The 23,329-nt window shown below is 66.4% G+C and carries 13 protein-coding genes; 1 reads left to right on the plus strand and 12 read right to left on the minus strand.

Features of this window, described 5'->3' with window-relative positions; translation table 11 throughout:
• Positions 1 to 152 precede the first annotated feature (152 nt).
• The 12 genes from LPB260_RS23790 to LPB260_RS23845 all read right to left on the minus strand — a co-directional run bounded on the left by LPB260_RS23790 (position 153) and on the right by LPB260_RS23845 (position 19,802).
• Positions 153 to 1,985, minus strand: a complete 1,833-nt coding sequence (locus tag LPB260_RS23790; RefSeq protein WP_208708319.1) for a tetratricopeptide repeat protein — start codon at positions 1,983 to 1,985, stop codon at positions 153 to 155.
• 151 nt (positions 1,986 to 2,136) lie between these two features.
• Complete coding sequence (locus LPB260_RS23795; protein WP_208708320.1) at positions 2,137 to 5,883, minus strand: hypothetical protein; 3,747 nt, start codon at positions 5,881 to 5,883, stop codon at positions 2,137 to 2,139.
• A 488-nt stretch (positions 5,884 to 6,371) separates the two neighbouring features.
• Positions 6,372 to 8,309, minus strand: coding sequence for an acetate--CoA ligase (acs, locus tag LPB260_RS23800; protein ID WP_208708321.1), 1,938 nt, complete (start codon positions 8,307 to 8,309; stop codon positions 6,372 to 6,374).
• Positions 8,310 to 8,430: 121 nt separating this feature from the next.
• Positions 8,431 to 10,095, minus strand: a complete 1,665-nt coding sequence (pgi, locus tag LPB260_RS23805) for a glucose-6-phosphate isomerase (protein WP_208708322.1) — start codon at positions 10,093 to 10,095, stop codon at positions 8,431 to 8,433.
• Between the two features lie 108 nt (positions 10,096 to 10,203).
• The gene (gene panD / locus LPB260_RS23810; RefSeq protein ID WP_208708323.1) at positions 10,204 to 10,584 is read right to left on the minus strand and encodes an aspartate 1-decarboxylase; all 381 of its coding nucleotides are present in this window, start codon (positions 10,582 to 10,584) and stop codon (positions 10,204 to 10,206) included.
• Positions 10,585 to 10,666: 82 nt separating this feature from the next.
• Entirely contained in the window at positions 10,667 to 11,527 is an 861-nt protein-coding gene (gene panC / locus LPB260_RS23815) for a pantoate--beta-alanine ligase (protein WP_208708324.1), read from the minus strand.
• Entirely contained in the window at positions 11,524 to 12,324 is an 801-nt protein-coding gene (gene panB, locus LPB260_RS23820; protein WP_208708325.1) for a 3-methyl-2-oxobutanoate hydroxymethyltransferase, read from the minus strand. The genes panC and panB overlap by 4 nt, the downstream gene beginning before the upstream one ends.
• A 251-nt stretch (positions 12,325 to 12,575) precedes the next feature.
• Positions 12,576 to 13,058 (minus strand): 2-amino-4-hydroxy-6-hydroxymethyldihydropteridine diphosphokinase, encoded by a 483-nt coding sequence (gene folK, locus LPB260_RS23825; protein ID WP_208708326.1) that lies wholly within the window; start codon positions 13,056 to 13,058, stop codon positions 12,576 to 12,578.
• Entirely contained in the window at positions 13,058 to 14,458 is a 1,401-nt protein-coding gene (locus tag LPB260_RS23830; RefSeq protein WP_208708327.1) for a polynucleotide adenylyltransferase PcnB, read from the minus strand. The genes folK and LPB260_RS23830 overlap by 1 nt, the downstream gene beginning before the upstream one ends.
• Before the next feature lie 696 nt (positions 14,459 to 15,154).
• Positions 15,155 to 16,579, minus strand: coding sequence for a sigma-54 dependent transcriptional regulator (locus LPB260_RS23835; RefSeq protein ID WP_208708328.1), 1,425 nt, complete (start codon positions 16,577 to 16,579; stop codon positions 15,155 to 15,157).
• 34 nt (positions 16,580 to 16,613) lie between these two features.
• A complete protein-coding gene (locus LPB260_RS23840) occupies positions 16,614 to 19,568 on the minus strand; it encodes a sensor histidine kinase (RefSeq protein WP_208708329.1) in 2,955 nt (984 codons plus the stop codon).
• A gap of 57 nt (positions 19,569 to 19,625) precedes the next feature.
• Entirely contained in the window at positions 19,626 to 19,802 is a 177-nt protein-coding gene (locus tag LPB260_RS23845) for a hypothetical protein (RefSeq protein ID WP_208708330.1), read from the minus strand.
• Between the two features lie 221 nt (positions 19,803 to 20,023).
• Here LPB260_RS23845 and LPB260_RS23850 point away from each other — a divergent pair, with 221 nt between their 5' ends.
• Complete coding sequence (locus LPB260_RS23850) at positions 20,024 to 23,314, plus strand: DUF2126 domain-containing protein (RefSeq protein ID WP_208708331.1); 3,291 nt, start codon at positions 20,024 to 20,026, stop codon at positions 23,312 to 23,314.
• Positions 23,315 to 23,329: the final 15 nt, after the last annotated feature.

Genomic DNA, 23,329 nt, shown 5'->3' on the forward strand with positions numbered 1-23,329 from the left:
TGGCTAACAGTCTGCGGCCGGATGCGCTGGCGCCGGTCGCCGGCTTGCCGCGGCAAGCGACCGCGGTCGCTGTCCGGGGCGGCAGTGCCGCCGTCGGCGCGCCTAGTGGAGAACTGCCGGCTCGGGGCGAGACGGCAGTGCGCCGAGAGGCCTCAGGCCAGCTCGGCGTGCAGCGTCTTGAACTGCTTTTCCAGATTGCGCGTGAGGCGCGGGGTGTCGAACAGCGCGCCCTGCTCGCGGGTGTGCTGCAGATGAGCGCGCAGGCGCTGGCATTCGCGGGTCGAATTGGCCAGTGCCACGGCCTTTTCCTCGTAGCTGGCCAGGTCGTAGGTGATGAGCTCGTCCAGGCCAGCGGCTGTGAGCAGGGCGCCGGCCATGCGCGAGGCAAAGGTCTGGCCGCTACGCGTCAGTACCGGCAGGCCCATCCACAGGGCGTCGTTGGCGGTGGTGCCGCCGTTGAACGGGTAGCAGTCGAGGAACAGGTCGGCCACCCCATAGCGTGCCAGGTACTGCTCCGGGAGGGTGCGCGAGGCGAAGATCAGCCGTTGCTCATCGATGCCGCAGGCCAGCGCCTCCTGCCTGAGGTTGGCCTCGGCCCAGGGGTTGTCGGCCAGCAGCCAGAGCACGCTGCCCGGTACGCGGCCGAGGATTCTCATCCAGGTGCGGAACATTTCCGGGGTGTATTTGTAGTTGTTGTTGAACGAGCAGAACACGAAGGCATCAGGCGGCAGGCCACAGCTTTCCCGTGACGGCACCGGCGCGCTCTGGCGCTGGCGGTCGCTCACCTGATAGACGTCCGGCAAGTACAGCGGCTTCTCCGAATAGAACGCCACGGCCGATTCCGGAATCAGGAAGCGATCGGCGATCACGTAGTCGATCGACGGTAGGCCGGTGGTGGCCGGCAGGCCCAGATAGGTGATCTGAATCGGCGCGGGGCGATACGCCAGCATGCCGGCGCGGGCGCCCAGGGTCTGGCCCTGCAGGTCGATGAGGATGTCGATCTCATGCTGGCGGATCAGCTGGGCGGCGGCCTCGTCGCTCAAGGCATGGATGTGCTCGAAGTGGTCCATGGCCTTGATGACGCGCTGGCGCAGCGCCGAGCCGTCTTCGCGGCTCCAGTCGAAACCGTAGATCTCGAACTGGTCGCGGTCGTGCAGCTCGAAGAGCTCGACGGTCAGCATGGCCACCGGGTGCAGGCAGAAATCCGACGAACAATAGCCGATGCGCAGCTTGCGGTGACCATAGCCATGCTTTGGCGCGAGCCGGGGTACCTGGGACTGGACCTTGCGGCTGACGTACTGCCGGGCTGCCTCGAGCTGTGCCTGTGGGTCTTCCGAGAGGCTGATCATCGCCAGGGCCGAGGTCGACTGCTGGAACATCTGTTCACTGATGCCGTCGATGCTCTGGTACACCGGCCAACAGCATTGTTTGGCGCGCAGAAAGACCCAGTGGTGAATGACATCCGGCTGGTTCGGTTCGATCCTCAGGCTCTTGGTCAGGGCCGAGAGGGCCTCGGCATAGCGACTCTTTTCTTCGTAATGGCGTCCGAGGTTATTCAGCGCCAGCAGCAGCAGGGGGCGCTGCTCGCTGTCGGTCGGGTTGGCATGTGCCTCGATCCACAGCCATTGAGCGGTCGCGGCATCATGCTGGCCCTGGCGCTCATAGACCAGGCCCAGATTGAAGCGCGGCTGGAGGAACTGCGGTGCCAACCCCAGGGCATGGCTGTAGGCCTCCTTTGCCCCTGCTAGGTCGCCCTCGCTGAACAGGATGACGCCCAGGTTGAAGTAGGCCAGGTGGTTGTGGGTCGTTTGATTGCGCTTGAGCCAGGTCTGGTAGAGCACCGCAGCCAGGGCGTTGCGGCCCTCGGCGGAAAACTGCCCGGCGATCTCGAGCAGTTGCAGCAGGTTCAGCCGGCCTTCCCAGGCCTGCTGAGTGGCCTGGGTGAAGTCGAGGCCGGCAGGCGCGTTCTGATTCTTCTTGGGCATGGTTTCTCGCCATCTGATCGGTTAGACCCACGAGCGCGCGAGCGCCCCACCGAGGGCGAGTCTACTCGAGGTCCGGCTCCGCTGGAGTAGGGGCGGAGCCGGACAAACCCGTGGGTATTCTCGATGGCCAGGAAGACCTGGCCATTGAGGCTTAGGCGAATACGGTGTCGTAATCCGTCTGGCCCAAGTGCGCGAGCAGTGCCTCCTTCTGTTCGCCCGACATGTTGGTCTTGACATCGTTCATCGCCTGCAGCTGGGCCACCGAGAAGGCCGTGACCTGGCTGAGGGTGAACTCGCTGAGATTGCTTGCCGAAATCGCGCCCAGCTGGCCGTTGCTCATGTTGCCCAGCTGAGCATTGCCGAACGACCTGATCTGCGAAGCGGTCAGGCTGCCGAACTGGCTGTTATCCAGTTTAGTGACGTCGAGGGCGGCAATCTGGCTGTTCTGCAGGGCGGCGATATTGCCCCCGATGTCCTTGAGGGTATCGGCGGTGGCCATGGCGGACAGTTGGGTCGCATCCAGGGCGCGCAGTTGTTGGGCGGTGAGGGCACCGACCTGGCTGCCGGTCAGCTTGTCGATGTCGCCGGCCAGGCCGCTGATCTGGGCGACCGAGAGCTGATCGACCTTGCTGCCCAGGACCTCGAGCAACGACTTGGTTTCGGCGGAGAGGTCCGTGGTCAGCTGAGCGCTGTTAAGCGCGCCCAGCTGGACGCTGCTCAGGCCGCCTACCTGATTGCTGGTCAGAGCTGCGATCGAGGTAGTGCTCAGGCTGCCGACCTGGCTGGTGGAAAGCTCCTGCATGTCGCTGGCCGCGAGCTTGGGCAGGATGGCCGCCACTTGCGGATTGCCCAGCGCCTGCATCTGGTCGGAGCTCAGCGCCTTGACCTGGTTGCTGGTCAGGCCTCCCAGCACGCCCGTGCTCAGGCTCGCCACCTGGGCGGTGGTCAGGGCGCTGATGTCGCTGGCATACAGGTCCTTGAGCACTGCAAGCTGGTCGGTATTCAGCGCGCGCATCTGGCCGGTGGTCAGCTTGGAAATCTGCTCGTTGGTCAGGCTTTGCAGCTGGCCGGCACTCAGGTTAGCGACTTGGTCGGTGCTCAGGGCCTGGATCTGCGAGGTGGACAGGTTGCTCAGCACTGCGCCCAACTGTGTGTTGTCCAGGGCTTTGACCTGAGTGCCGCTCAGGCTCTGCACCTGGGACGACGACAGGAACTGCAACTGGCCGGCGCTCAAGGCGGCCAATTGGTTGGTCTGCAGGGCCTGCAGGTCCTCGGTTTCGATTCTACCGATCTGGTTGCCGGTGAAGGCCTGCAGCTGGCTGGTGCTCAGAGAGCGGACTTGGGCGGTGCTCAGCGCCTCGACCTGCTGGTAGGTCATGGCGGCGATCTGGCTGGCCTTGAACGCGCGCACCTGGGTAGTGCTCAGTGCACCGATACCCGCGGAGGTGGCGGCGAGCTGGCGGACCTGATCGTCGCTGAGGGCCTGAATCTGATCGGTTTGCAGGTTGCCCTTGAGCTTGCCCAGGTCGTATGCCTCAAGGGCTTTGACCTGGTCGGTGCTCAGCGACTGGGTCTGGGTGGCGCTGAGGCTATCGATCTGAGCGTCGCTCAGTGCACGCAATTGCTCGGTCCCCAGTGCCTTGACCTGATCGGTACGCAGCGCGGCGATGGCGCCGGTGCTGCCAGTCGTCAGCGCCGCGATGGCGTCTGTGCTCAAGGCGCGAAGCTGGCCGGTGGTCAGGGCGCGAACTTGTGCGGTGCTCAAGGCTCCGGCCTGGCTGGCGCTCAGGGCCGCCACCTGGGTGGTGTCCAGGGACTGGACTTGCGCGGTGGTCAGCGCCGCGATTTGGGCCGTGGCGAGCGACTGAACCTGCTCGGTGCTCAATGAGCCGATCTGGCTCGCCTGGATCTTGCTGGCCAGGGCGACCAGGTCCTGTTGCTCGAGTGCCTTCAACTGACCTGCATCGAGCGCACGCACTGCTGTTGCGCTTAGGCCGGCGGCCTGGGAGTCGGTGAGGCTGCGGATCTGCTCGGTGCTGAGAGCGCGCACCTGTTCGGTTTTCAGTCCGGCGATTGCAGAAGTTTTTAGCGCGGCAATCTGCTCATTGCTCAATGCCTTGATCTGTCCGGTCACGCCGTCGCTGCTCAATGCACGCACTTGCGTGGAGCTCAACGCCGCAATCTGATCGGTTTTCAGCGCGGCGATCTGCTCGCTGCTCAGGGCGGCGATCTGCCCGGTGGACAGAGCGCCGATCTGCGCGGTACTGAAGGATTGCACCTGGTCGGTGCTCAAGGCCGCGATCTGGTTGGCTTGCAGGGTCGGCGCCAGTGCCTGTACCGCGCTGTAGGCCATGGCCTTCAGCTGGTTGCCATCGAGCTGGCGGACCGCCGTGGAACTGAGCTTCTGGATCTGCCCGTCGGTCAGGGCCTGCACCTGGTCGGTGCGCAGGGCCTGAATCTGCGTGCCGGTCAGCGAGCGAATTGCCGCAGTGGAGAGTGCCGCGACCTGGTCGTTGGTCAGGTTCTGCAACTGGTCCGAGCTCAAAGCACGCACTTGAGACGAGGTGAGGGCGCCGGCCTGGCCGGAGCTGAGACTGCCAAGCTGAGAGGTTGACAGTTGCTGGACCTGGGCGGTGGTCAGGGCCGCCACGGCGGAGGTCGAAAGCGCCGCCAGTTGGCTGCTGCTCAGTGCCTTGATCTGCCCGGTCACGGCGTCGGCTGTTAGGACTCGCACCTGGGCGGAGGTCAGTGCCTTGACCTGATCGCTGCTCAGGCTCTTGAGCTGGTCGCTGCTCAGCTGCTGTACCTGGGCGGTGGTCAGCGCGGCGATCGCCTCGGTCTTGAGGGTGGCGATCTGGTCGGTGCTCAGGGCACCAAGCTGGTCGGTTTTCAACGAGCTGACCTGGCCGGCCAGCAGCGAACCGACCTGAACGTCGGACATCTGGCCGATCTGGCTCGCCGACAGCGCGCGGATCTGGGTGGTATTCAGCACGCTGATCGAGTCGGTGCTGAGTGCACCTATCTGTTCGCTGGTCAGTGCGCCGATCTGGGCGGTGGTGAGGGACCTGGCCTGGTTGGCGCTCAGGCTCTTGATCTGGGTGTCGGACAGCGCCTGAATCTGCGTGGTGGTCAGCGCCTTGAACTGCGAGCCGGTCACCGCGGCCAGCTGGCTGGTTTCGAGTGACTGCAGTTGGTCTGCGTTCAAGCTGGCAATCTGCGCGGTCGTCAGGGAGCTGATCTTGCTGCCGAGAACGTCGATGGCGTCGAACTGGCTACCCTTGAGCGCCTGCACCTGGGTCGAGGTCAGTGCGTTGATCTGGTCGCTGCTCAGGCCGCGCAACTGATCCGCCGAAAGCAGTTGCACCTGCTTGGTGGTCAAGGCCTGGATCTGCTTGGTGCTCAGCTCCTGCACGGCATCCAGCTGGCCTACGGTAAGTGCCTGGATCTGGGCGTTGCTGAGTTGGTCGCCGGCGCCATCTTCCAGGGCTCGGATCTGCTCGGCGGAGAAGGCCTTGAGCTGGTTGGCCGAGAGGCTGCCAATCTGCGCTGTGTTGATGGCGTCGACCTGCTGATAGGTCATCACGGCCAGCTGCGCGGTGGTCAGTGCCTTGAGCTGAGTCGCGCCGAAAGCGCTGATCTGATCTTCCTTGAGACCGTACTGCACCTGATAGGGGTTGAGCGCGGCCAGTTGAGTGCCGCTCAGCGCGACGATGACATCGGGCTTGTAGTTCCCCGAGTCGTCCAAGCCGATGGCGGAGATCTGATCGGGTGACAGGGCCTGGATATGCGACGCCGTCAGCGTCTTGATTGCGCTGGCGTCAGCGGACCTGATCTGGTCGGTCGTCAGCGATGAGATCTGGTCGACGGTATAGCTCTTGAAGGATGAGATGATGGTCATTTGCCCTAGTCCTCTGCCCGGAATTTGCTGGTTATTCCCGTCGCCGGATGCCGCACAGATCCACGTCTGACGCGATCTGCCAGTGCCTCAAAATGCGCAGGATGGTACCAGGGGGCCACATGGTCGTGGCCGAAATCGGACTGGTGGCGTTGTGCCACGTCTCAGTGGCGCTACATCTCGCTTCCCAGAGCTGCCTACTGCGTCAAGAATGCTCGCACTCTGGCTCGTCGAGACCGGCAGATGGTTGGGTATCCCTGCCTTGGACGTTCCTTGTGGGCATTACCTGCCGGCTCGCTTTTTCCTGGTTCCGACAAATGTGTCGTCGCGGCAAGAGAAAGCTTTAGGTCCTCGCGCAAGTATTTTTCGCGGTCAGTCGTGCGGGCTGATGGGGGCGGTCGCGAACGGCCCTTGCCTGGGCGGTTGCCGGCGCCAACACGGCGCTGGGCGCGCAGTGTTGGCGGCTTTCGGTTGGGCGGGGCTGAGCGTGCTCAGCGATTGAGGCGTTGGTCGATCAGGCCGTCGACCACACTCGGGTCGGCCAGGGTCGAGGTGTCGCCGAGGGTGTCCAGCTCGTTGCAGGCGATCTTGCGCAGGATGCGTCGCATGATCTTGCCGGAGCGGGTCTTGGGTAGGCCGGGGGCCCATTGCAGCAGTTCGGGTTTGGCGAAGCTGCCGATTTCCTTGCCGACCAGGGCCAGCAGTTCCTTCTTCAGCGCGTCGCTTGGTTCCACCCCGTTCATCGGCGTGACAAAGGCGTAGATGCCCTGGCCCTTGACGTCATGGGGGTAGCCGACCACTGCCGCTTCGGCCACGGCATCGTGCAGCACCAGGGCGCTTTCCACTTCGGCGGTGCCGATGCGGTGGCCGGAGACGTTGATCACGTCGTCGACCCGCCCGGTGATCCAGTAGTAGCCGTCCTCGTCGCGGCGCGCGCCGTCGCCGCTGAAGTAGTAGCCGGGGTAGGGCTTGAAGTAGGTGTCGATCAGTCGCTGGTGATCGCCATAGACGCTGCGGATCTGGCTCGGCCAGCTGGCCTTGATCGCCAATACACCGCTGGCCGGGCCGTCGATTTCCTTGCCCTGCTCATCCAGGAGGACCGGTTGCACGCCGAAGAATGGCAGGGTCGCCGAGCCTGGCTTGAGGTCGGTGGCGCCGGGCAGCGGGGCGATCATGATGGCGCCGGTTTCGGTCTGCCACCAGGTGTCGACGATCGGGCAGCGCTGGTCGCCGACCACGTTGTAGTACCACTCCCAGGCTTCCGGGTTGATCGGCTCGCCGACCGAGCCGAGCAGGCGCAGGCTCGTCCGTGAGCTGCTCTTGACCGGGCCCTCGCCTTCGCGCATCAGCGCGCGGATGGCGGTCGGCGCGGTGTAGAAGATGTTCACCTGGTGCTTGTCGATCACCTGCCAGAAGCGCGAGGCGTCCGGATAGTTCGGCACGCCCTCGAAGACCAGGCTGGTGGCGCCGTTGGCCAGCGGGCCGTAGACGATGTAGCTGTGCCCGGTGACCCAGCCGACATCGGCGGTGCACCAGTAGATGTCGCCGTCGTGGTAATCGAACACGTACTTGTGGGTCATCGCCGCCATCAGCAGGTAGCCGCCGGTGGTGTGCAACACACCCTTGGGCTTGCCGGTGGAGCCGGAGGTGTAGAGGATGAACAGCGGGTCCTCGGCCTCCATCGGCTCGGGCGCGCAGTCGTCGCCGGCGCCGCGCAGCGCGTCGTGATACCAGATGTCGCGTTCGGCGTGCCAGTCGATCTCGCCCTGGGTGCGTTGCACCACCAGTACGGTGGAGACGTCCGGGCAGCTCTGCAGCGCCTTGTCGACGTTGGCCTTGAGCGGCACGTACTTGCCGCCGCGCACGCCTTCGTCGGCGGTGATCACGGTGCGGCAGTCGGCATCCAGGATGCGGTCGCGCAGGGCATCGGGGGAGAAGCCGCCGAACACCACCGAGTGCACCGCGCCGATGCGCGTGCAGGCGAGCATGGCATAGGCGGCTTCCGGAATCATCGGCATGTAGATGCACACCCGGTCGCCCTTCTGCACGCCGCGGCTCTTCAGGGCGTTGGCCAGGCGGCAGACCTGCTGGTGCAGCTTGCTGTAGGTGATGTTGGCCGATTCGCTGGGGTCGTCGCCCTCCCAGATCAGCGCCACCTGGTCGCCACGCTGCGCCAGGTGGCGGTCGATGCAGTTGTAGCTGACGTTGAGCTGGGCACCCTTGAACCAGGTCGCCTGGCCCTTGTACATGTCGACGTGGTGCACGCTGAGCCAGGGCTTGAACCAGTCGAGAAAGGCCTTGGCCTGTTCGGCCCAGAAGGTCTCCGGTTGCTCGATCGACTGCTGATAGAGGCGCTGGTAGTCGGCGCTGTCGAGGTGCGCGCGCTGGCGCACGGCGTCAGCCACGGGGTGGCGGGTGATCTCAAACATGGCGGGTCCTTTTGTCTGGTTGTGTCCGCGATGTCGGTAAGGTTAGCACCCCCGCGGCGCCCCGGATCAAGCGCCGCAACCCCGTGCCTGCGCCCCGACCTGAGCCAGGGCGCGGCTGGGCTCAACCGCGATGGCGGGCGCGGAAGAAGTCGATCAGGCCCTGGGTGGAGGGGTCCTCGGCCGGCCCCGGCTCGGTGCTGAGCAGGCGCGAGTAGACGTTCTTGCCCAGCTCCTTGCCCAGCTCGACGCCCCACTGGTCGAAGGCGTTGATGCCCCAGATGGCGCTCTGGGCGAACACCTTGTGCTCGTACAGCGCGACCAGAGCGCCCAGGCGGCGCGGGCTGACCCGTTCCATCACCAGGGTGTTGCTCGGGCGGTTGCCGGGGATCACCTTGTGCGGCGCCAGGCGCTGCACCTCGTCCTCGTCCAGGCCCTTGGCGCGCAGCTCCGCCTCGGCTTCGGCCTGGGTCTTGCCGAGCATCAGCGCCTGGCTCTGCGACAGGCAGTTGGCATAGAGCCACTGGTGATGGTCGGCCACCGGGTTGTAGCTGACCACCGGCACGATGAAGTCGGCCGGGATCAGCGCGGTGCCCTGGTGCAGCAGCTGGTGATAGGCGTGCTGGCCGTTGCAGCCGACCCCGCCCCAGATCACCGGGCCGGTGGCGCAGGGCACGGGGCGGCCGTCCTGCAGCACGCGCTTGCCGTTGGACTCCATGTCCAGCTGCTGCAGGTGCTTGGTGATGTTACGCAGGTAATGGTCGTAGGGCAGGATCGCCTGGGTCTGGGCGCCCCAGAAGTTGCCGTACCAGATGCCCAGCAGGGCCATGAGCACCGGCATGTTCTGCTCGAACGGGGCGTTCTGGAAGTGCTCGTCCATGCTGTAGGCGCCGGACAGCAGCTCCTTGAAGTTGGACATGCCGATGGACATGGCGATCGGCAGGCCGATGGCCGACCACAGCGAGTAGCGCCCGCCGACCCAGTCCCACATCGGCAGGATGTTCTCCTCGTGGATGCCGAAGGCCACCGCCGCCTCGCGGTTGCTCGACACGGCGATGAAGTGGCGGTGCAGTTCGCCCTCGGTGCCGCCCTGGGCCAGGTACCAGCTGCGCGCGGCCTGGGCGTTCTTCAGGGTTTCCAGGGTGCTGAAGGTCTTCGAGGAGACGATGAACAGGGTGGTTTCGGCGCGCAGCTTGGCCGCCAGCTCGTGGAACGAGCTGCCGTCGATATTGGCCAGGTAGTGACAGCGCACGCCGCGCTGGGCGAACGGCAGCAGCGCCTCGGAGACCAGCTGCGGGCCGAGGAAGGAGCCGCCAATGCCGATGTTGACCACGTCGGTGATGGGCTTCTCGCTGTAGCCGCGCCACAGGCCGTCGTGCACCTTGCCGACCAGTTCGGTCATCTGGTGCAGCACCCGGTGCACCTCGGGCATCACGTCGACGCCATCGACCAGCACCTTGTCGCCGATCGGCCGGCGCAGCGCGGTGTGCAGGGCCGGGCGGCCCTCCGAGGCGTTGAGCCGTGCGCCGTCGAACAGCGCGCCAATCGCCTGCCGCAGGCCACACTCTTCGGCCAGACGCACCAGCAGGTCGCGGGTCTTGTAGGTGATCAGGTTCTTCGAGTAATCGAGAAACAGGCCACAGCTGCTCAATGACAGCTGATCGAAACGCTGCGAATCCGCTTTGAACGCCTCGCGCATGCTGAAGTCCTGCAAGCCGGCTCTATGGCTTTGCAGTGCCTGCCAGGCGGGCAGGGCGGTGACATCGAGCGGGTGCTGGTAGTACGCCATTGCGGGGCTTCCTTCTGCTTGTGCGTTCTCTGGATATCGATAGGGGCAATAAAAAGCCCGGAGCACTGTCTGTGTCCGGGCTTTGAGTGTAACCGGCGGGGCGCCGCCTCAGGCCACCTGCAACGGAATGGCGTTGCTGGTGTGGCTCAGTTCGTTGCCCGGCGCCATGTACAGCATGCGCGGCTTGAAGCTGGCCAGCTCGGCCTCGCTGTATTGGGCATAGGCACAGATAATGACCCGGTCGCCGACCTTGGCCTTGTGCGCCGCCGCGCCGTTCACCGAGATCATCCGCGAGCCGGCTTCGCCGCGAATCGCGTAGGTGGTGAAGCGCTCGCCGTTGTCGATGTTGTAGATCTGAATTTGCTCGTACTCATGGATGCCGGCCAGGTCCAGCCACTCACCGTCGATGGCGCAGGAGCCCTCGTAGTCGAGCACGGCGTGGGTGACTTCGGCGCGGTGCAGTTTGGCCTTGAGCATGATCGCGTGCATGGCGTTCTCCTAAGCGGTTGCAGTGGCTGTGCGAGCCGGTGCGCAGCAGCCCAGGGCGCCGGCGCACGAGCCCGCTGGCGGGTTACGGGGTGGCGTCGAGGTCGAGCGCCAGGTTGTCGATCAGCCGGGTGTTGCCGATGAAGGCGGCGACCAGGATCACCAGCTGGCGATCCTGAGCCGTGGCCGGGCGCAGGCTGTTGGCTTCGCGAACTTCCAGATAGTCCGGGCGGAAGCCGGCGGTGAGCTGCTGCTGCTGGGCGGCGGCGATCAGCTTGGCGAAGTCGCGGTCACCCCCGCGCAGCGCCGCGGCGATCTGCTGCAGGCTGCGATACAGGGTGGGCGCCACGACACGCTGTTCAGGGGTCAGGTAGCCGTTGCGCGACGACAGCGCCAGTCCGTCCTCGGCGCGCACGGTGGGCTCGCCGATGATCTGGATCGGCATGTTCAGGTCGCGGACCAGGGCGCGGATCACCGCCAGCTGCTGGAAATCCTTCTGGCCGAATACCGCGAGATCCGGCTGCACCATGTTGAGCAGCTTGGTCACCACGGTGGCGACGCCCTCGAAGTGCCCCGGGCGGCTGGCGCCGCACAGGCCTTCGGAGACCCGCGGCACGCTGACCCGGGTCTGGTCGTTCATGCCGTCCGGGTACATCTCCTCGACGCCGGGGGCGAACAGCAGGTGGCAACCGGCTTCGAGCAGCTTGTCCTGGTCTTCGGCGAGGGTACGCGGGTACTTGTCGAGGTCTTCGCTCGGGCCAAATTGCAGCGGGTTGACGAAGATGCTCGCCACCACGAAGTCGGCGCGCTGGGCCGCCTTGGTCACCAGCGCGGCATGGCCGGCATGCAGGTTGCCCATGGTCGGCACGAAGCCGATCTGCTTGCCTTCGGCGCGCGCCTGGGCCACGGCGGCCCGCAGGTCGCGAATGGTCTTGACCGTGTTCATAGGGAGAATCCGTGTTCGGCGGCGGGGAAGGTCTGCGCCTTGACCGCCTGGACGTAGGCGCCGAGCGCCGCCTGAATGTTGTTCTGACCGGCCATGAAGTCCTTGACGAACTTCGGCGTGCGGCCGCTCAGGGACAGGCCGAGCATGTCGTGCAGGACCAGCACCTGGCCGTCGGTGGCGCTGCCGGCGCCGATGCCGATCACCGGGATCTTCACCGCCTGGCTGATCTCCGCGGCCAGTTCACTGGGCACGCACTCGAGCAGCAGCATGGCCGCGCCGGCCTGCTCCAGGGCCATGGCGTCGGCGCGCATCTGGCGTGCCTGGGCCTCCTGGCGGCCCTGGACCTTGTAGCCGCCGAGCAGATTGACCGCCTGCGGCGTCAGCCCCAGGTGCACACAGGTCGGCACGCCGCGCTCGGCGAGCAGGCGGACCGGTTCGGCGAGCCAGCCGGCGCCTTCCAGCTTGACCATGTGGGCGCCGGCCTGCATCAGGGTGGCGCAGTTGGCCAGGGTCTGTTCGGGGGTGGCGTAGGCCATGAACGGCAGGTCGACGAGGATCAGCGCACCCTGGTTGCCGCGCTTGACGCTGGCGGTGTGGTAGGCCATGTCGGCGACACTGACCGGCAGGGTGCTGTCGTGCCCCTGCAGGACCATGCCGAGGGAGTCGCCGACCAGCAGCACCTCGACCCCCGCCTGGCTGGCGACCTGGGCGAAGGTGGCGTCGTAGCAGGTCAGCATGGCGATTTTCTCGCCGCTCTGCTTGAGGCTCTGCAGGGTGGTCAGGGTAACGTCAGGCATGAGAATCGTCCTCAATCAGGCGTCGAGCCAGCAGCCGTGCTGCTTCAAGTTGGCCTGCATTGGCCTCGGTTTTCACCGGTGCGGGGCAACGGGACGCATATAGTCCTGATGGGGCGGCTTGAAGTCAATTGCGGGTGTTACCGGCACGTTACTGGCGTTACCGTGCGGCGCCGGCGTGCGGGGCGCGGACGCAGCATCCGTGGTGCCGTCGCGGCGCGCCCGGGCGCTTGGCGACGGAGCGACGAGAGGCTCTAGGCCAGGCGCTCCAGTCCCTGGAAGGGGCAGGCGTCGAGCAACTGCTGCAGCGCGCGACCGTCCGGCAGCACCAGGTCCGGGGCCAGTTCGGCCAGGGGATAGAGGACGAAGGGGCGGGCATGCATGTGGTAATGCGGCACCGTCAGGCGCGGCTCATCGAGGCGGCGCTGGCCGAACAGCAGGATGTCCAGGTCGAGGGTGCGCGGCCCCCAGCGTTCGGCCTTGCGCGTGCGGCCCTGGTTCAGCTCGATGGCCTGCAAGGCGTCGAGCAGGGCCAGGGGGGCGAGCGCGGTATCGAGGGCAGCCACGGCATTGACGTAGCGCGGCTGGTCCGCCGGGCCGAGCGGGTCGCTGGCATAGAAGGACGAGGTGGCGCTGAGCTGCGACTGCGGCAGCTCGGCCAGCGCGGCGAGGGCGCCATGCAGTTGCTGCAGGGGCTCGGCCAGGTTGCTGCCGAGGCCGATATAGACCCGTTCCATCAGTCGTTGCTCGGCTTTGCCGCGCCTTCGCCGCTGCGCTTGCGCCGGCCGCCGCTGCGCTTGCGCTTGCGCGGGGCGCCGGGGCCGTCGTCCTTGCTGCTGAGCTCGCGGATCATCGCTCGTCGCTCGCTGTCGCTGGCATCCTGATAGGTGGTCCACCAGGCGCCAAGGCCGCCGGTCTGCTCGCCCGCGCTCTCGCGCAGCAGGAGGAAGTCATAGCCGGCGCGGAAGCGCGGATTCTCCAGCAGCAGGTCGGCACGCTTGCCGCTGCGCCGCGGCAGGCGCTCCTGCATGTCCCAGATCTCGCGGATGGGCAGGGTGAAGCGCTTGGGCACGGCAATGCGCTGGCACTGCTCGCTGATCAGTTCGTGGGCGGCTTCCTGCATGGCTGGGATCGGCGGCATGCCACGTTCCTGCAGCTTCAGCACGCGGGCGGGCAGCGCCGGCCAGAGCAGCGCGGCGAAGAGGAACGCCGGGGTCACCGTCTTGCCCTGCTGGATGCGCAGGTCGGTGTTGGCCAGGGCGTTGTGGATCAGGGTGTCGGTGTAGTCCGGGTTCTGCTTGAGCGCCGCGGCGCTGGCCGGGAACAGTTCGCCGAACAGGCCGTAGTCGACCAGCAACTCGTAGGTGTAGACCGCGTAGCCGGCGAGAAACAGCTTGAGCACTTCCTCGAACAGGCGCGCCGAGGGGATCTCGCGCAGCATCGGCGCCAGCTTGTAGATGGGCGCGGCGCTGTGTTTCTCGATTTCGAAGTCCAGCTTGGCGGCGAAGCGCACGGCCCGCAGCATGCGCACCGGGTCTTCCTGGTAGCGCTGGGTCGGATCGCCGATCAGGCGGATCAGGTGGTTGCGGATGTCGTGCACGCCATTGGCGTAGTCGAGGATGCGCTCGCTGCTCGGGTCGTAGTACAGCGCATTGATGGTGAAGTCGCGGCGCTGGGCGTCGTCCTCCAGGCTGCCGTAGACGTTGTCGCGCAGGATGCGTCCGCTCTCGTTGCGCGAGGCCAGGTTGCTGTTCTCTTCCTCATCGCCCTGGGGATGGTTGGCGCGGAAGGTCGCGACCTCGATGATCTCGCGGCCGAAGTGCACATGGGCCAGCTTGAAGCGCCGGCCGATCACCCGCGCGTTGCGGAACTCGGCGCGCACCTGTTCGGGGGTGGCGCTGGTGGCGACGTCGAAATCCTTGGGGTCGATGTCCAGCAGCAGGTCGCGGACGCAGCCACCGACCAGGTACGCCTGGTAGCCGGCGTTCTGCAGGCGCTCCACCACGCTGGTGGCGTAGCGGCTGATTTCCCCGCGCTGGATCGGGTGCTGGCTGTTGTTCAGCACCTCGGGGGTGCTGTGCGAATGCTTGGCGCGGCGAAGGGGAGAGCGTAAAGACTTGAACAGCTTTTTCAGCATGGGATGCACTGTTTGACGGAATGACTGGCCAGAATACGTGATGGCCGCAGGATTGGCGCGGATTCTAGCATCGAGTCGGGAGATGGTGTAGGAAGCGGCGGGAGATAGTCAGGCTGGCCGGGGCTGAAGCTACTGGGGGAGCCTAGGCTCCCCCTCAAGTAGGTGCGTGCTTTGTTTTTATTGTTATGGCGAGCTTGTTGTTGTTTTCGTCTTGCTCGTTCCGCCGAGTCAATGACCCGTGGAAAACCTCCCAGTGTGGGAGCCAATAGCAAACGGATTACTTTGGATGCTGACGCTGCCATGGTCCTTGCGTGACCCAACCAGTACAGGAGCTGCCTCGTGGCAGTTTTATTGTTCTCGGCCTGGCTGTGGGGCGAACCCCAAAGGCAATTCCTTTCCAAAATGATCAGTTAGCTGCGCCTCCGTCTTGTTGTTCTTGTTGTTCTGGAGTCGTTACGTCTTGTTTTTATTGTCGTGGGTGCTGCTTGTTATTGTTGTTGTGCCAGCGATAAAGCAGATGCCGTGCCAGTTTTGAGAATGTCTTTTAAAACAAGGGCTTGAGGATTTCTTGTGGTGCGAGACGGGGACAAAAAAGCCGGGCTGTCGTTACCGATAGACCCGGCTTCTGTTACGCGAGACTGATTGGGTAACAGCTCGGGGAACCTTTGCTCGGCGCACCTGTCGCGCCCTGAGCACTCAGGTCCCGGTCGCCGCCCCCGACTTGCGCCGCGGAATGCCCAGGCGCTGGCGCCGTTCCCACAGGCACTTGCGGCTGATACCGAGCTTGCGCGCCAGTTCGGTCTCGGTCATGTGGTCCTGGTGTTCCAGTACGAAGTGCTGGAAATAGTCTTCCAGTGACAGGTCTTCGGTGGGCTCCAGGCTGCTGTTGCTGGCCTGGGGCGCACCGCTGGAAGGGCCGTCGTCGTCTTCGTCGAGGTCGTCCAGCTCGATGTCGATGCCCAGCAGCTCGGCCGTGATGCTGCTGTTCTCGCAGAGGATCACCGCGCGCTCGATGGCGTTCTCCAGCTCGCGCACGTTGCCCGGCCAGGAGTAGTGACGGATCGCCTGCTCGGCGTCCTGGGCGAACTGCAGGTCGTCGCGGCCCATTCGGGTGCACTGGCGCAGCAGGAAGGCGCGGGCGATCTCCAGCACATCGTTGCCGCGTTCGCGCAGGGCGGGCAGCTTCAGGGCGATCACGTGCAGCCGGTAATAGAGGTCCTCGCGGAACTGGCCGATCTTGGCCAGGCCCTTCAGGTCGCGGTGGGTGGCGGCGATCAGGCGCACGTCGACCTTCTGCGACTGCACCGAGCCGACCCGGCGGATCTCGCCCTCCTGCAGCACCCGCAGCAGGCGGGCCTGGGCCTCGAGCGGCAACTCGCCGATCTCGTCGAGGAACAGGGTGCCGCCATCTGCCGCCTCGACCAGGCCGGCCCGGCTGGCGCTGGCGCCGGTGAACGCGCCTTTTTCATGGCCGAACAGCTCCGACTCGATCAGGGTTTCCGGGATGGCCGCGCAGTTGACCGAGATCAGTGGCGCCTTGGCGCGCTTGGACAGGTTGTGCAGGGCGCGGGCGACCAGCTCCTTGCCGGTGCCGGACTCGCCCTGGATCAGCACATTGGAGTCGGTCGGCGCGACCTTGCGGATCTTGTTGTACAGCTCCTGCATCGGCGCGCAGGAGCCGATGATGCCGATCTCGCCGTTGCCGCTGTCCTTGTCGCTGGCGGCCCGGCCGCTGCTGGCGGCGGGCTCGCCCGGGGCGCTCTTGGCCGTCTGTCGGTCGCGCAGGATGCGCGCCACGGCCTGGAGCATCTCGTCGTGGTCGAAGGGCTTGGCGATATAGTCGACCGCGCCCATCTTCATCGAGTCGACGGCCGAGCGCAGGCTGGCGTAGCTGGTCATGATCAGCACCGGGGTGCCCTCGGCCAGCTTGATCATCTCGGTACCCGGCGCGCCCGGCAGGCGCAGGTCGCTGACGATCAGGTCGAAGCCGGGGATGCTGTAGCGTTCCTGGGCTTCCTGTACCGAGCCGGCTTCGCTGACCTGGTACTGGTTGCGCTCGAGCAGGCGGCGCAGGGCAGAGCGGATAATGGTTTCGTCTTCGACGATCAAAATATGGGGCATTAATCTGTTCTCTCGACGGTCTCAGGTCGCAGGTTCAATTCGCTTTGGACGTCGCCTCGACATGCCGTGGCAAGGTCACCCGGATGCGGGTGCCGCGTTGGTGCTCGGGATCGGCCGGGCTGTCGATTGTTATCTGTCCATAATGCTCTTCCACGATGGAATAGACCAGCGCGAGGCCGAGCCCCGTGCCCTTGCCGACCTCCTTGGTGGTGAAGAAGGGCTCGAACAGGCGGTCCATGATCGCCTTGGGAATGCCGCTGCCCTCGTCTTCGACGATCAGGTCGACGGTGTGTTCGCTGGCCTCGCTCTTGACCCGGATGGCCGCGCCCTGGGGCGAGGCATCGCGCGCGTTGGACAGCAGGTTGATCAGCACCTGGGCGAGGCGCTGGGGGTCACCCTCGGCCCAGTGCTCCGGGTCGCACAGGTTGAAGAACTGCACCTCGGTGCCGAGCCGGTTGAGCGCCAGCAGGCCGATGGCGTCCTGCGCCACCTGGGCCAGGGACACCGGTTCGTCGGCCTGCTGGTGGCTGCCGGAGTGGGCGAAGCTCATCAGTGACTGGACGATGCGCGAGACCCGCTTGGTCTGTTCGAGGATCTGCCCGCTCAGCTCGACCATCTCCTCGTCCTGCTCGCGGTCCTCGCGCAGGTTCTGCGCCAGGCAGGCGATGCCGGTGATCGGGTTGCCGATCTCGTGGGCCACCCCGGCGGCCAGGCGACCGATGCTGGCCAGGCGCTCGGAGTGGACCAGCTTGTCTTCCAGCATCTGGGTTTCGGTGAGGTCCTCGACCAGCAGCACCAGGCCGCTGTTGCCCGGCGCCAGCGGCTCGTCGATCGCCGCCTTGTGCAGGTTGAGCCAGCGGGTCTCGCCATCCAGGTCCAGCTGCTGCTTGTGCAGGTGCTGGTCGGGCAGCTCGATGAAACCGCTGAGCAGGCCGTGCCAGGGCTCGCCGAGGGTCGCCAGGCGTGAGCCGACCACGCGCTGCGCGGGGATCTCGGTGAGTTCCTCCATGGCCTTGTTCCACATCAGGATTTCCTGGTCCTTGGCCAGCGAGCAGACGCCCATGGGCAGTTCCTGCAGGGTCTGGCGGTGGTAGCGGCGCAGGGTGTCGAGTTCGGCGGCCAGGCCGGTGAGGCGCGAGTGGTAGTCCTCCAGGCGGCTCTCGATGAAGTGGATGTCCTCGGTGACATAGGTTTCGCTGCCGGCCTTATAGGGCAGGAAGGTCTCGACGATGTCCTGGGCCACGCTTGGCCCCATCAGGCCGGACAGGTTGGCCTCGATGCGGTCGCGCAGGCGGCGCAGGGCATAGGGGCGGCCCTCGTCGAACGGCAGGTGCAGGTCGCGCAGGGCCTGCTCGACCTCGCGCTGGGCGGTCTTGGCACCCAGCGGCTTGGCCAGCTGGGCGGCGAATTCCTGGGGCGACAGGGCCAGCAGCTCGCGGCGTTGCGGGCGGCGCACGTTGTCCACCGCGCAGGCCTCGGCGGCGCTCTTCTCCTCGTCGCTGGCCTCGGTGAACAGCGAGACCAGGGTGAACACCAGCACGTTGGCCGCCAGCGAGCCGATCGCGGCGAAGTGCCAGCTGCTGTCGTCCAGCACGTAGACCAGGTTGAACATCGGCAGGTAGAAGCCCTGCAGGTTGCCGAGCATCGGCAGCAGCATGCCCACCACCCAGACGCCGATGCCGGCCAGCAGGCCGGCGATGAAGCCGCGGCGGTTGGCGGTCGGCCAGTACAGCACCGAGAGCACCCCGGGGAGGAACTGCAGGGTGGCGACGAAGGCGACGATGCCCAGGTTGGCCAGGTCCTGCTCGGCGCCGAGCAGGTGATAGAAACCGAAGCCGGCCATGATCACGGCGAAGATCAGCACCCGCCGGGTCCACTTCAGCCAGCGGTAGATGTTGCCTTCGGTCGGCGGCTGGTACAGCGGCAGCACCACATGGTTGAGGAGCATGCCGGACAGCGCCAGGGTGGTGACGATGATCAGCCCGCTGGAGGCCGACAGGCCGCCGACGTAGGCGATCAGCGCCAGGGTCTGGCTGTTCACCGCAATGCCCAGGCCGAGGGTGAAGTACTCCGGGTTGGTGGTGGCGCCCACGCGCAGGCCGGCCCAGAGGATCAGCGGCACCGCCAGGCTCATCAGCAGCAGGAACAGCGGCAGGCCCCAGCTGGCGCTGACCATGGCCCGCGGGTTGAGGTTCTCGGTGAAGGTCATGTGGTACATGTGCGGCATGACGATGGCCGAGGCGAAGAACACCAGCAGCAGGGTGCGCCAGGGGCCTTCCTGCAGCGGCGTGTGCAGGCTGGTCAGGGCGGCCTGGTTCTGCACCAGCCAGGTCTCCAGGGCCTGCGGCCCGTCGAACACCCCGTACAGGGCGTACAGGCCGATGATGGCCAGGGCGCCGAGCTTGACCACCGACTCGAAGGCGATGGCGAACACCAGCCCCTCGTGCTTCTCGCGGGTGGCGATATGGCGGGCGCCGAACAGGGTGGTGAAGAGGATGATCAGGCCGCAGAAGGCCAGGGCCACGCGGTCCTTCACCGGCTCCTGGGTGAGGATGCCGATCGAGTCGGCCACCGCCTGGATCTGCAGCGCCAGCAGTGGCAGCACGCCGATCAGCATGAACACCGTGCTCAGCGCGCCGGCCCAGGTGCTGCGAAAGCGGAAGGCGAACAGGTCGGCCAATGACGACAGCTGGTAGGTGCGGGTGATGCGCAGGATCGGGTAGAGCAGCACCGGCGCCAGGAGGAAGGCGCCGGACACCCCCAGGTAGCTGGCGAGAAAGCCGTAGCCGTACTGGTAGGCCAGGCCGACGGTGCCGTAGAAGGCCCAGGCGCTGGCATACACGCCGAGCGACAGGGTGTAGGTCAGGGGGTGGCGGATGATCCAGCGCGGGATCAGGCCGTGCTCGCTGACCCAGGCGACGCCGAACAGCACCAGCAGGTAGGCGGCGCTGATCAGGATCAGCTGGCTCAGGCTAAAACTCATCAGCATCGGTTCGGCTCGGCGAATAAGGAGTAAAGGGCGGTCGCTGCAGTTCGCCGCTGCGCATCAGAGCTCATCGGTGTCTCGCTGGCTCTGCAGGATGAAGGTCACCACGATCAGGATCAGCCACAACAGGTACGGCCGGTACCAGGCGCCGTTGGGGTCGGTCCACCAGTCCATGATGGCCGGGGAAAACAGGTAGATCCCCACAACCAGGATCAGAACCAATCGATAGATATACATGCGCAGCTCTTCTGGGATGTGGCGCGATGGTAACGGATGCGCGACGGCCTGCGTAGGGCGCCAGGGCGCACGGCCGGCCCGGGCTGCACGGAGATTGTGCAGCGTTGCCGGTCGCCTGGTGCTGCGCGCTGCCGGGTGGGAGGGGCTAGAGTCTCTATAGCAGAGCACTGGCACAAGACTTGCGCGGGATGCGTATCGCCCAGGCTCGCAGGAGGTTTACCGTGTCGATCCATATCGCCTTGCACCACGTCAGCCACTACCGCTACGACCGCGACGTCCAGCTCGGGCCGCAGATCGTGCGCCTGCGTCCGGCGCCCCACAGTCGCACTCGGGTGCTGTCCTACGGCCTGAAGGTCGAGCCGGGCGGGCACTTCATCAACTGGCAGCAGGACCCCCAGGGCAACTACCTGGCGCGCCTGGTGTTCCCGGAGAAGACCCGCGAGCTGAAGGTGGAGGTCGACCTGGTCGCCGAGATGGCGGTGTTCAACCCCTTCGACTTCTTCCTCGAACCCTATGCCGAACAGATCCCCTTCGCCTACACCGAGGGCGAGCGGCGCGAGCTGGCGCCCTATCTGGTGCAGCTGCCGGCGACGCCGCTGTTCGCCGAGTACCTGGCCGGCATCGACCTGACGCCGACGGCCAGCGTCGACTTCCTGGTGGCGATCAATCAGCGCCTGTCCTGCGACATCGCCTATTTGATCCGCCTGGAGCCGGGGGTGCAGACGCCCGAGGAAACCCTGGAGAACGGCTCGGGCTCCTGTCGCGACTCGGCCTGGCTGCTGGTGCAGCTGCTGCGTCACCTGGGCCTGGCCGCGCGTTTCGTCTCCGGCTACCTGATCCAGCTCACCGCCGACGTCAAGGCGCTGGACGGCCCGTCGGGCACCGAGGTGGACTTCACCGACCTGCACGCCTGGTGCGAGGTCTACCTGCCCGGCGCCGGCTGGATCGGCCTGGACCCGACCAGCGGCCTGTTCGCCGGCGAGGGCCACATTCCCCTGGCCTGCAGCCCGGAACCGTCGTCGGCGGCGCCGATCAGTGGCGGGGTGGACGAGAGCGAGTGCGAGTTCTCCCATGAGATGCGCATCGAACGCATCTGGGAGGCGCCGCGGGTCACCCGGCCCTACAGCGAGGCGCAATGGCTGGCGATCGACGCCCTCGGACGGCGCGTCGACGAGGACCTGCAGCGCGACGACGTGCGCCTGACCATGGGCGGCGAGCCGACCTTCGTCGCCCTCGACTACCCGGACGAGGAGGAGTGGAACACCGCCGCCCTTGGCCCGCACAAGCGGCGCCTGGCCGCCGAGCTGTTCCATCGCCTGCGTGCCCACTACGCGCCGAAGGGGCTGGTGCACTTCGGCCAGGGTAAGTGGTACCCGGGCGAGCAACTGCCGCGCTGGTCGCTGAACTGCTACTGGCGCCGCGATGGCGAGCCGCTGTGGCACGAGCCGCTGCTGTATGCCGACGAGCAGAGCGACTACGGCGCCGACGCCGACCTGGCCGCGCGCTTTCTCGCCGCGCTGGCGCCGCGCCTGGGGCTGAGCGGCGAGCACTGCTTCGCCGCCTACGAGGACTTCCTCTATTACCTGTGGCGCGAACGCAAGCTGCCGAGCAACGTCAGCCCGGAGGATTCGCGGCTGAGCGACCCGCTGGAGCGCGAGCGCCTGTGCAAGGTGTTCGAGCAGGGCCTGGGCAAGGTGGTCGGGCATATCCTGCCGCTGGCCCGCAGCGCCAGCGAAGACGCCTGGCAGAGCAGCGCCTGGTTCCTGCGCGACGAGCGCTGCCGGCTGCTGCCGGGCGACTCGCCGCTGGGCTACCGCCTGCCGCTGGAGTCGCAGCCCTGGGTCAGGGAGGCCGATTATCCCTATGTCAACCCGGTGGATCCGTCCCAGCTGCTGGCGCCACTCCCGCCGGCAGGGCAGATCGCCCGCCAGTTGCGCGGCGGCATGCCGGCGAGCCCGAACACGACGAGCGAGCGCCCGCGCCGCGGGCAGTCGGCCGACCGCGTGGTGCGCACCGCGCTGTGCGCCGAGCCGCGGGAAGGGCGCCTGTATCTGTTCATGCCGCCGCTGAGTCGCCTGGAAGACTACCTGGAGCTGGTCGCGGCCATCGAGGCCACCGCAGTCGAGCTGGACTGCCCGGTGCTGCTCGAAGGCTACGAGCCGCCCCAGGACCCGCGCCTGCAGTTTTTCCGGGTCACCCCGGACCCGGGGGTGATCGAGGTGAACATCCACCCGGCCGCCAGTTGGCCGGAGCTGGTCGAGCGCACCGAGTTCCTCTACGCGGCGGCGCGCCAGTCACGCCTGTCCAGCGAGAAGTTCATGATCGATGGCCGTCACACCGGCACCGGCGGCGGCAACCATTTCGTCCTCGGCGGCGCGACCCCGGCCGACTCGCCCTTCCTGCGCCGCCCCGATCTGTTGCGCAGCCTGATCAGCTACTGGCACAACCACCCGTCGCTGTCCTACCTGTTCTCCGGCCTGTTCATCGGCCCGACCTCCCAGGCGCCGCGGGTCGACGAGGCGCGCAACGATTCGCTCTACGAGCTGGAGATCGCCTTCGCGCAGATCCCCGAGCCGGGGCAGCCTTGCCAGCCGTGGCTGATCGACCGCCTGCTGCGCCACCTGCTGGTGGACGTGACCGGCAACACCCACCGGGCCGAGTTCTGCATCGACAAGCTGTATTCGCCGGACTCGGCCACCGGCCGCCTCGGTCTGCTCGAGCTGCGCGCCTTCGAGATGCCGCCCCACGGGGAAATGAGCCTGGCCCAGCAGTTGCTGCTGCGCGCCCTGATCGCGCGCTTCTGGCAGCAGCCCTACGCACCGGCGCGGCTGGTGCGCTGGGGTACCGAGCTGCACGACCGCTACCTGCTGCCGCATTTCGTCGAGCAGGACTTCGCCGATGTGATGCAGGAGCTCTATGCCTTCGGCTATCCGCTGCGGGCCGAGTGGTTCGCCCCGCACTTCGAGTTCCGCTTTCCCAAGGTCGGTGACTTCAACGTCAAGGGCATCGAGCTGGAGCTGCGCCAGGCCCTGGAGCCCTGGCACGTGCTGGGCGAGGAGGGTGCCACCGGCGGCACCGTGCGTTACGTCGACTCGTCCCTGGAGCGCCTGCAGGTCAAGGTCGACGGCATGCCGGCCGACCGCTATGTGCTGACCTGCAATGGCGTGCCGGTGCCGCTGCAGCCCACCGGTACGGTCGGCGAGTTCGTCGGTGGCGTGCGCTTCCGTGCCTGGCAGCCGGCCTCCTGCCTGCAGCCGAATATCGGCGTGCATGCGCCCCTGGTGTTCGACCTGATCGACAGCTGGATGAACCGTTCCCTGGGCGGTTGCCAGTATCATGTCGCCCATCCCGGCGGGCGCAACTACGAAAGCCTGCCGGTCAATGCCTACGAGGCGGAGAGTCGGCGCCTGGCGCGCTTCTTCCGGCTCGGTCACAGCCCAGGCCTGCGTGAGGTGGGCCCACTGCAGATTAACCCCGAGCTGCCGATGACCCTGGACCTGCGTCGTCATTAGACGGCCACCTTTTCT

This window comes from Pseudomonas sp. LPB0260 (assembly GCF_013388395.1).

What these genes read in the sequence shown, in the direction of transcription:
- LPB260_RS23790 (WP_208708319.1), bottom strand. Translation starts at nt 1,985, where the DNA reads ATGCCCAAGAAGAATCAGAACGCGCCTGCCGGCCTCGACTTCACCCAG.
- LPB260_RS23795 (WP_208708320.1), bottom strand. Translation starts at nt 5,883, where the DNA reads ATGACCATCATCTCATCCTTCAAGAGCTATACCGTCGACCAGATCTCA.
- acs (WP_208708321.1), bottom strand. Translation starts at nt 8,309, where the DNA reads ATGTTTGAGATCACCCGCCACCCCGTGGCTGACGCCGTGCGCCAGCGC.
- pgi (WP_208708322.1), bottom strand. Translation starts at nt 10,095, where the DNA reads ATGGCGTACTACCAGCACCCGCTCGATGTCACCGCCCTGCCCGCCTGG.
- panD (WP_208708323.1), bottom strand. Translation starts at nt 10,584, where the DNA reads ATGCACGCGATCATGCTCAAGGCCAAACTGCACCGCGCCGAAGTCACC.
- panC (WP_208708324.1), bottom strand. Translation starts at nt 11,527, where the DNA reads ATGAACACGGTCAAGACCATTCGCGACCTGCGGGCCGCCGTGGCCCAG.
- panB (WP_208708325.1), bottom strand. Translation starts at nt 12,324, where the DNA reads ATGCCTGACGTTACCCTGACCACCCTGCAGAGCCTCAAGCAGAGCGGC.
- folK (WP_208708326.1), bottom strand. Translation starts at nt 13,058, where the DNA reads ATGGAACGGGTCTATATCGGCCTCGGCAGCAACCTGGCCGAGCCCCTG.
- LPB260_RS23830 (WP_208708327.1), bottom strand. Translation starts at nt 14,458, where the DNA reads ATGCTGAAAAAGCTGTTCAAGTCTTTACGCTCTCCCCTTCGCCGCGCC.
- LPB260_RS23835 (WP_208708328.1), bottom strand. Translation starts at nt 16,579, where the DNA reads ATGCCCCATATTTTGATCGTCGAAGACGAAACCATTATCCGCTCTGCC.
- LPB260_RS23840 (WP_208708329.1), bottom strand. Translation starts at nt 19,568, where the DNA reads ATGCTGATGAGTTTTAGCCTGAGCCAGCTGATCCTGATCAGCGCCGCC.
- LPB260_RS23845 (WP_208708330.1), bottom strand. Translation starts at nt 19,802, where the DNA reads ATGTATATCTATCGATTGGTTCTGATCCTGGTTGTGGGGATCTACCTG.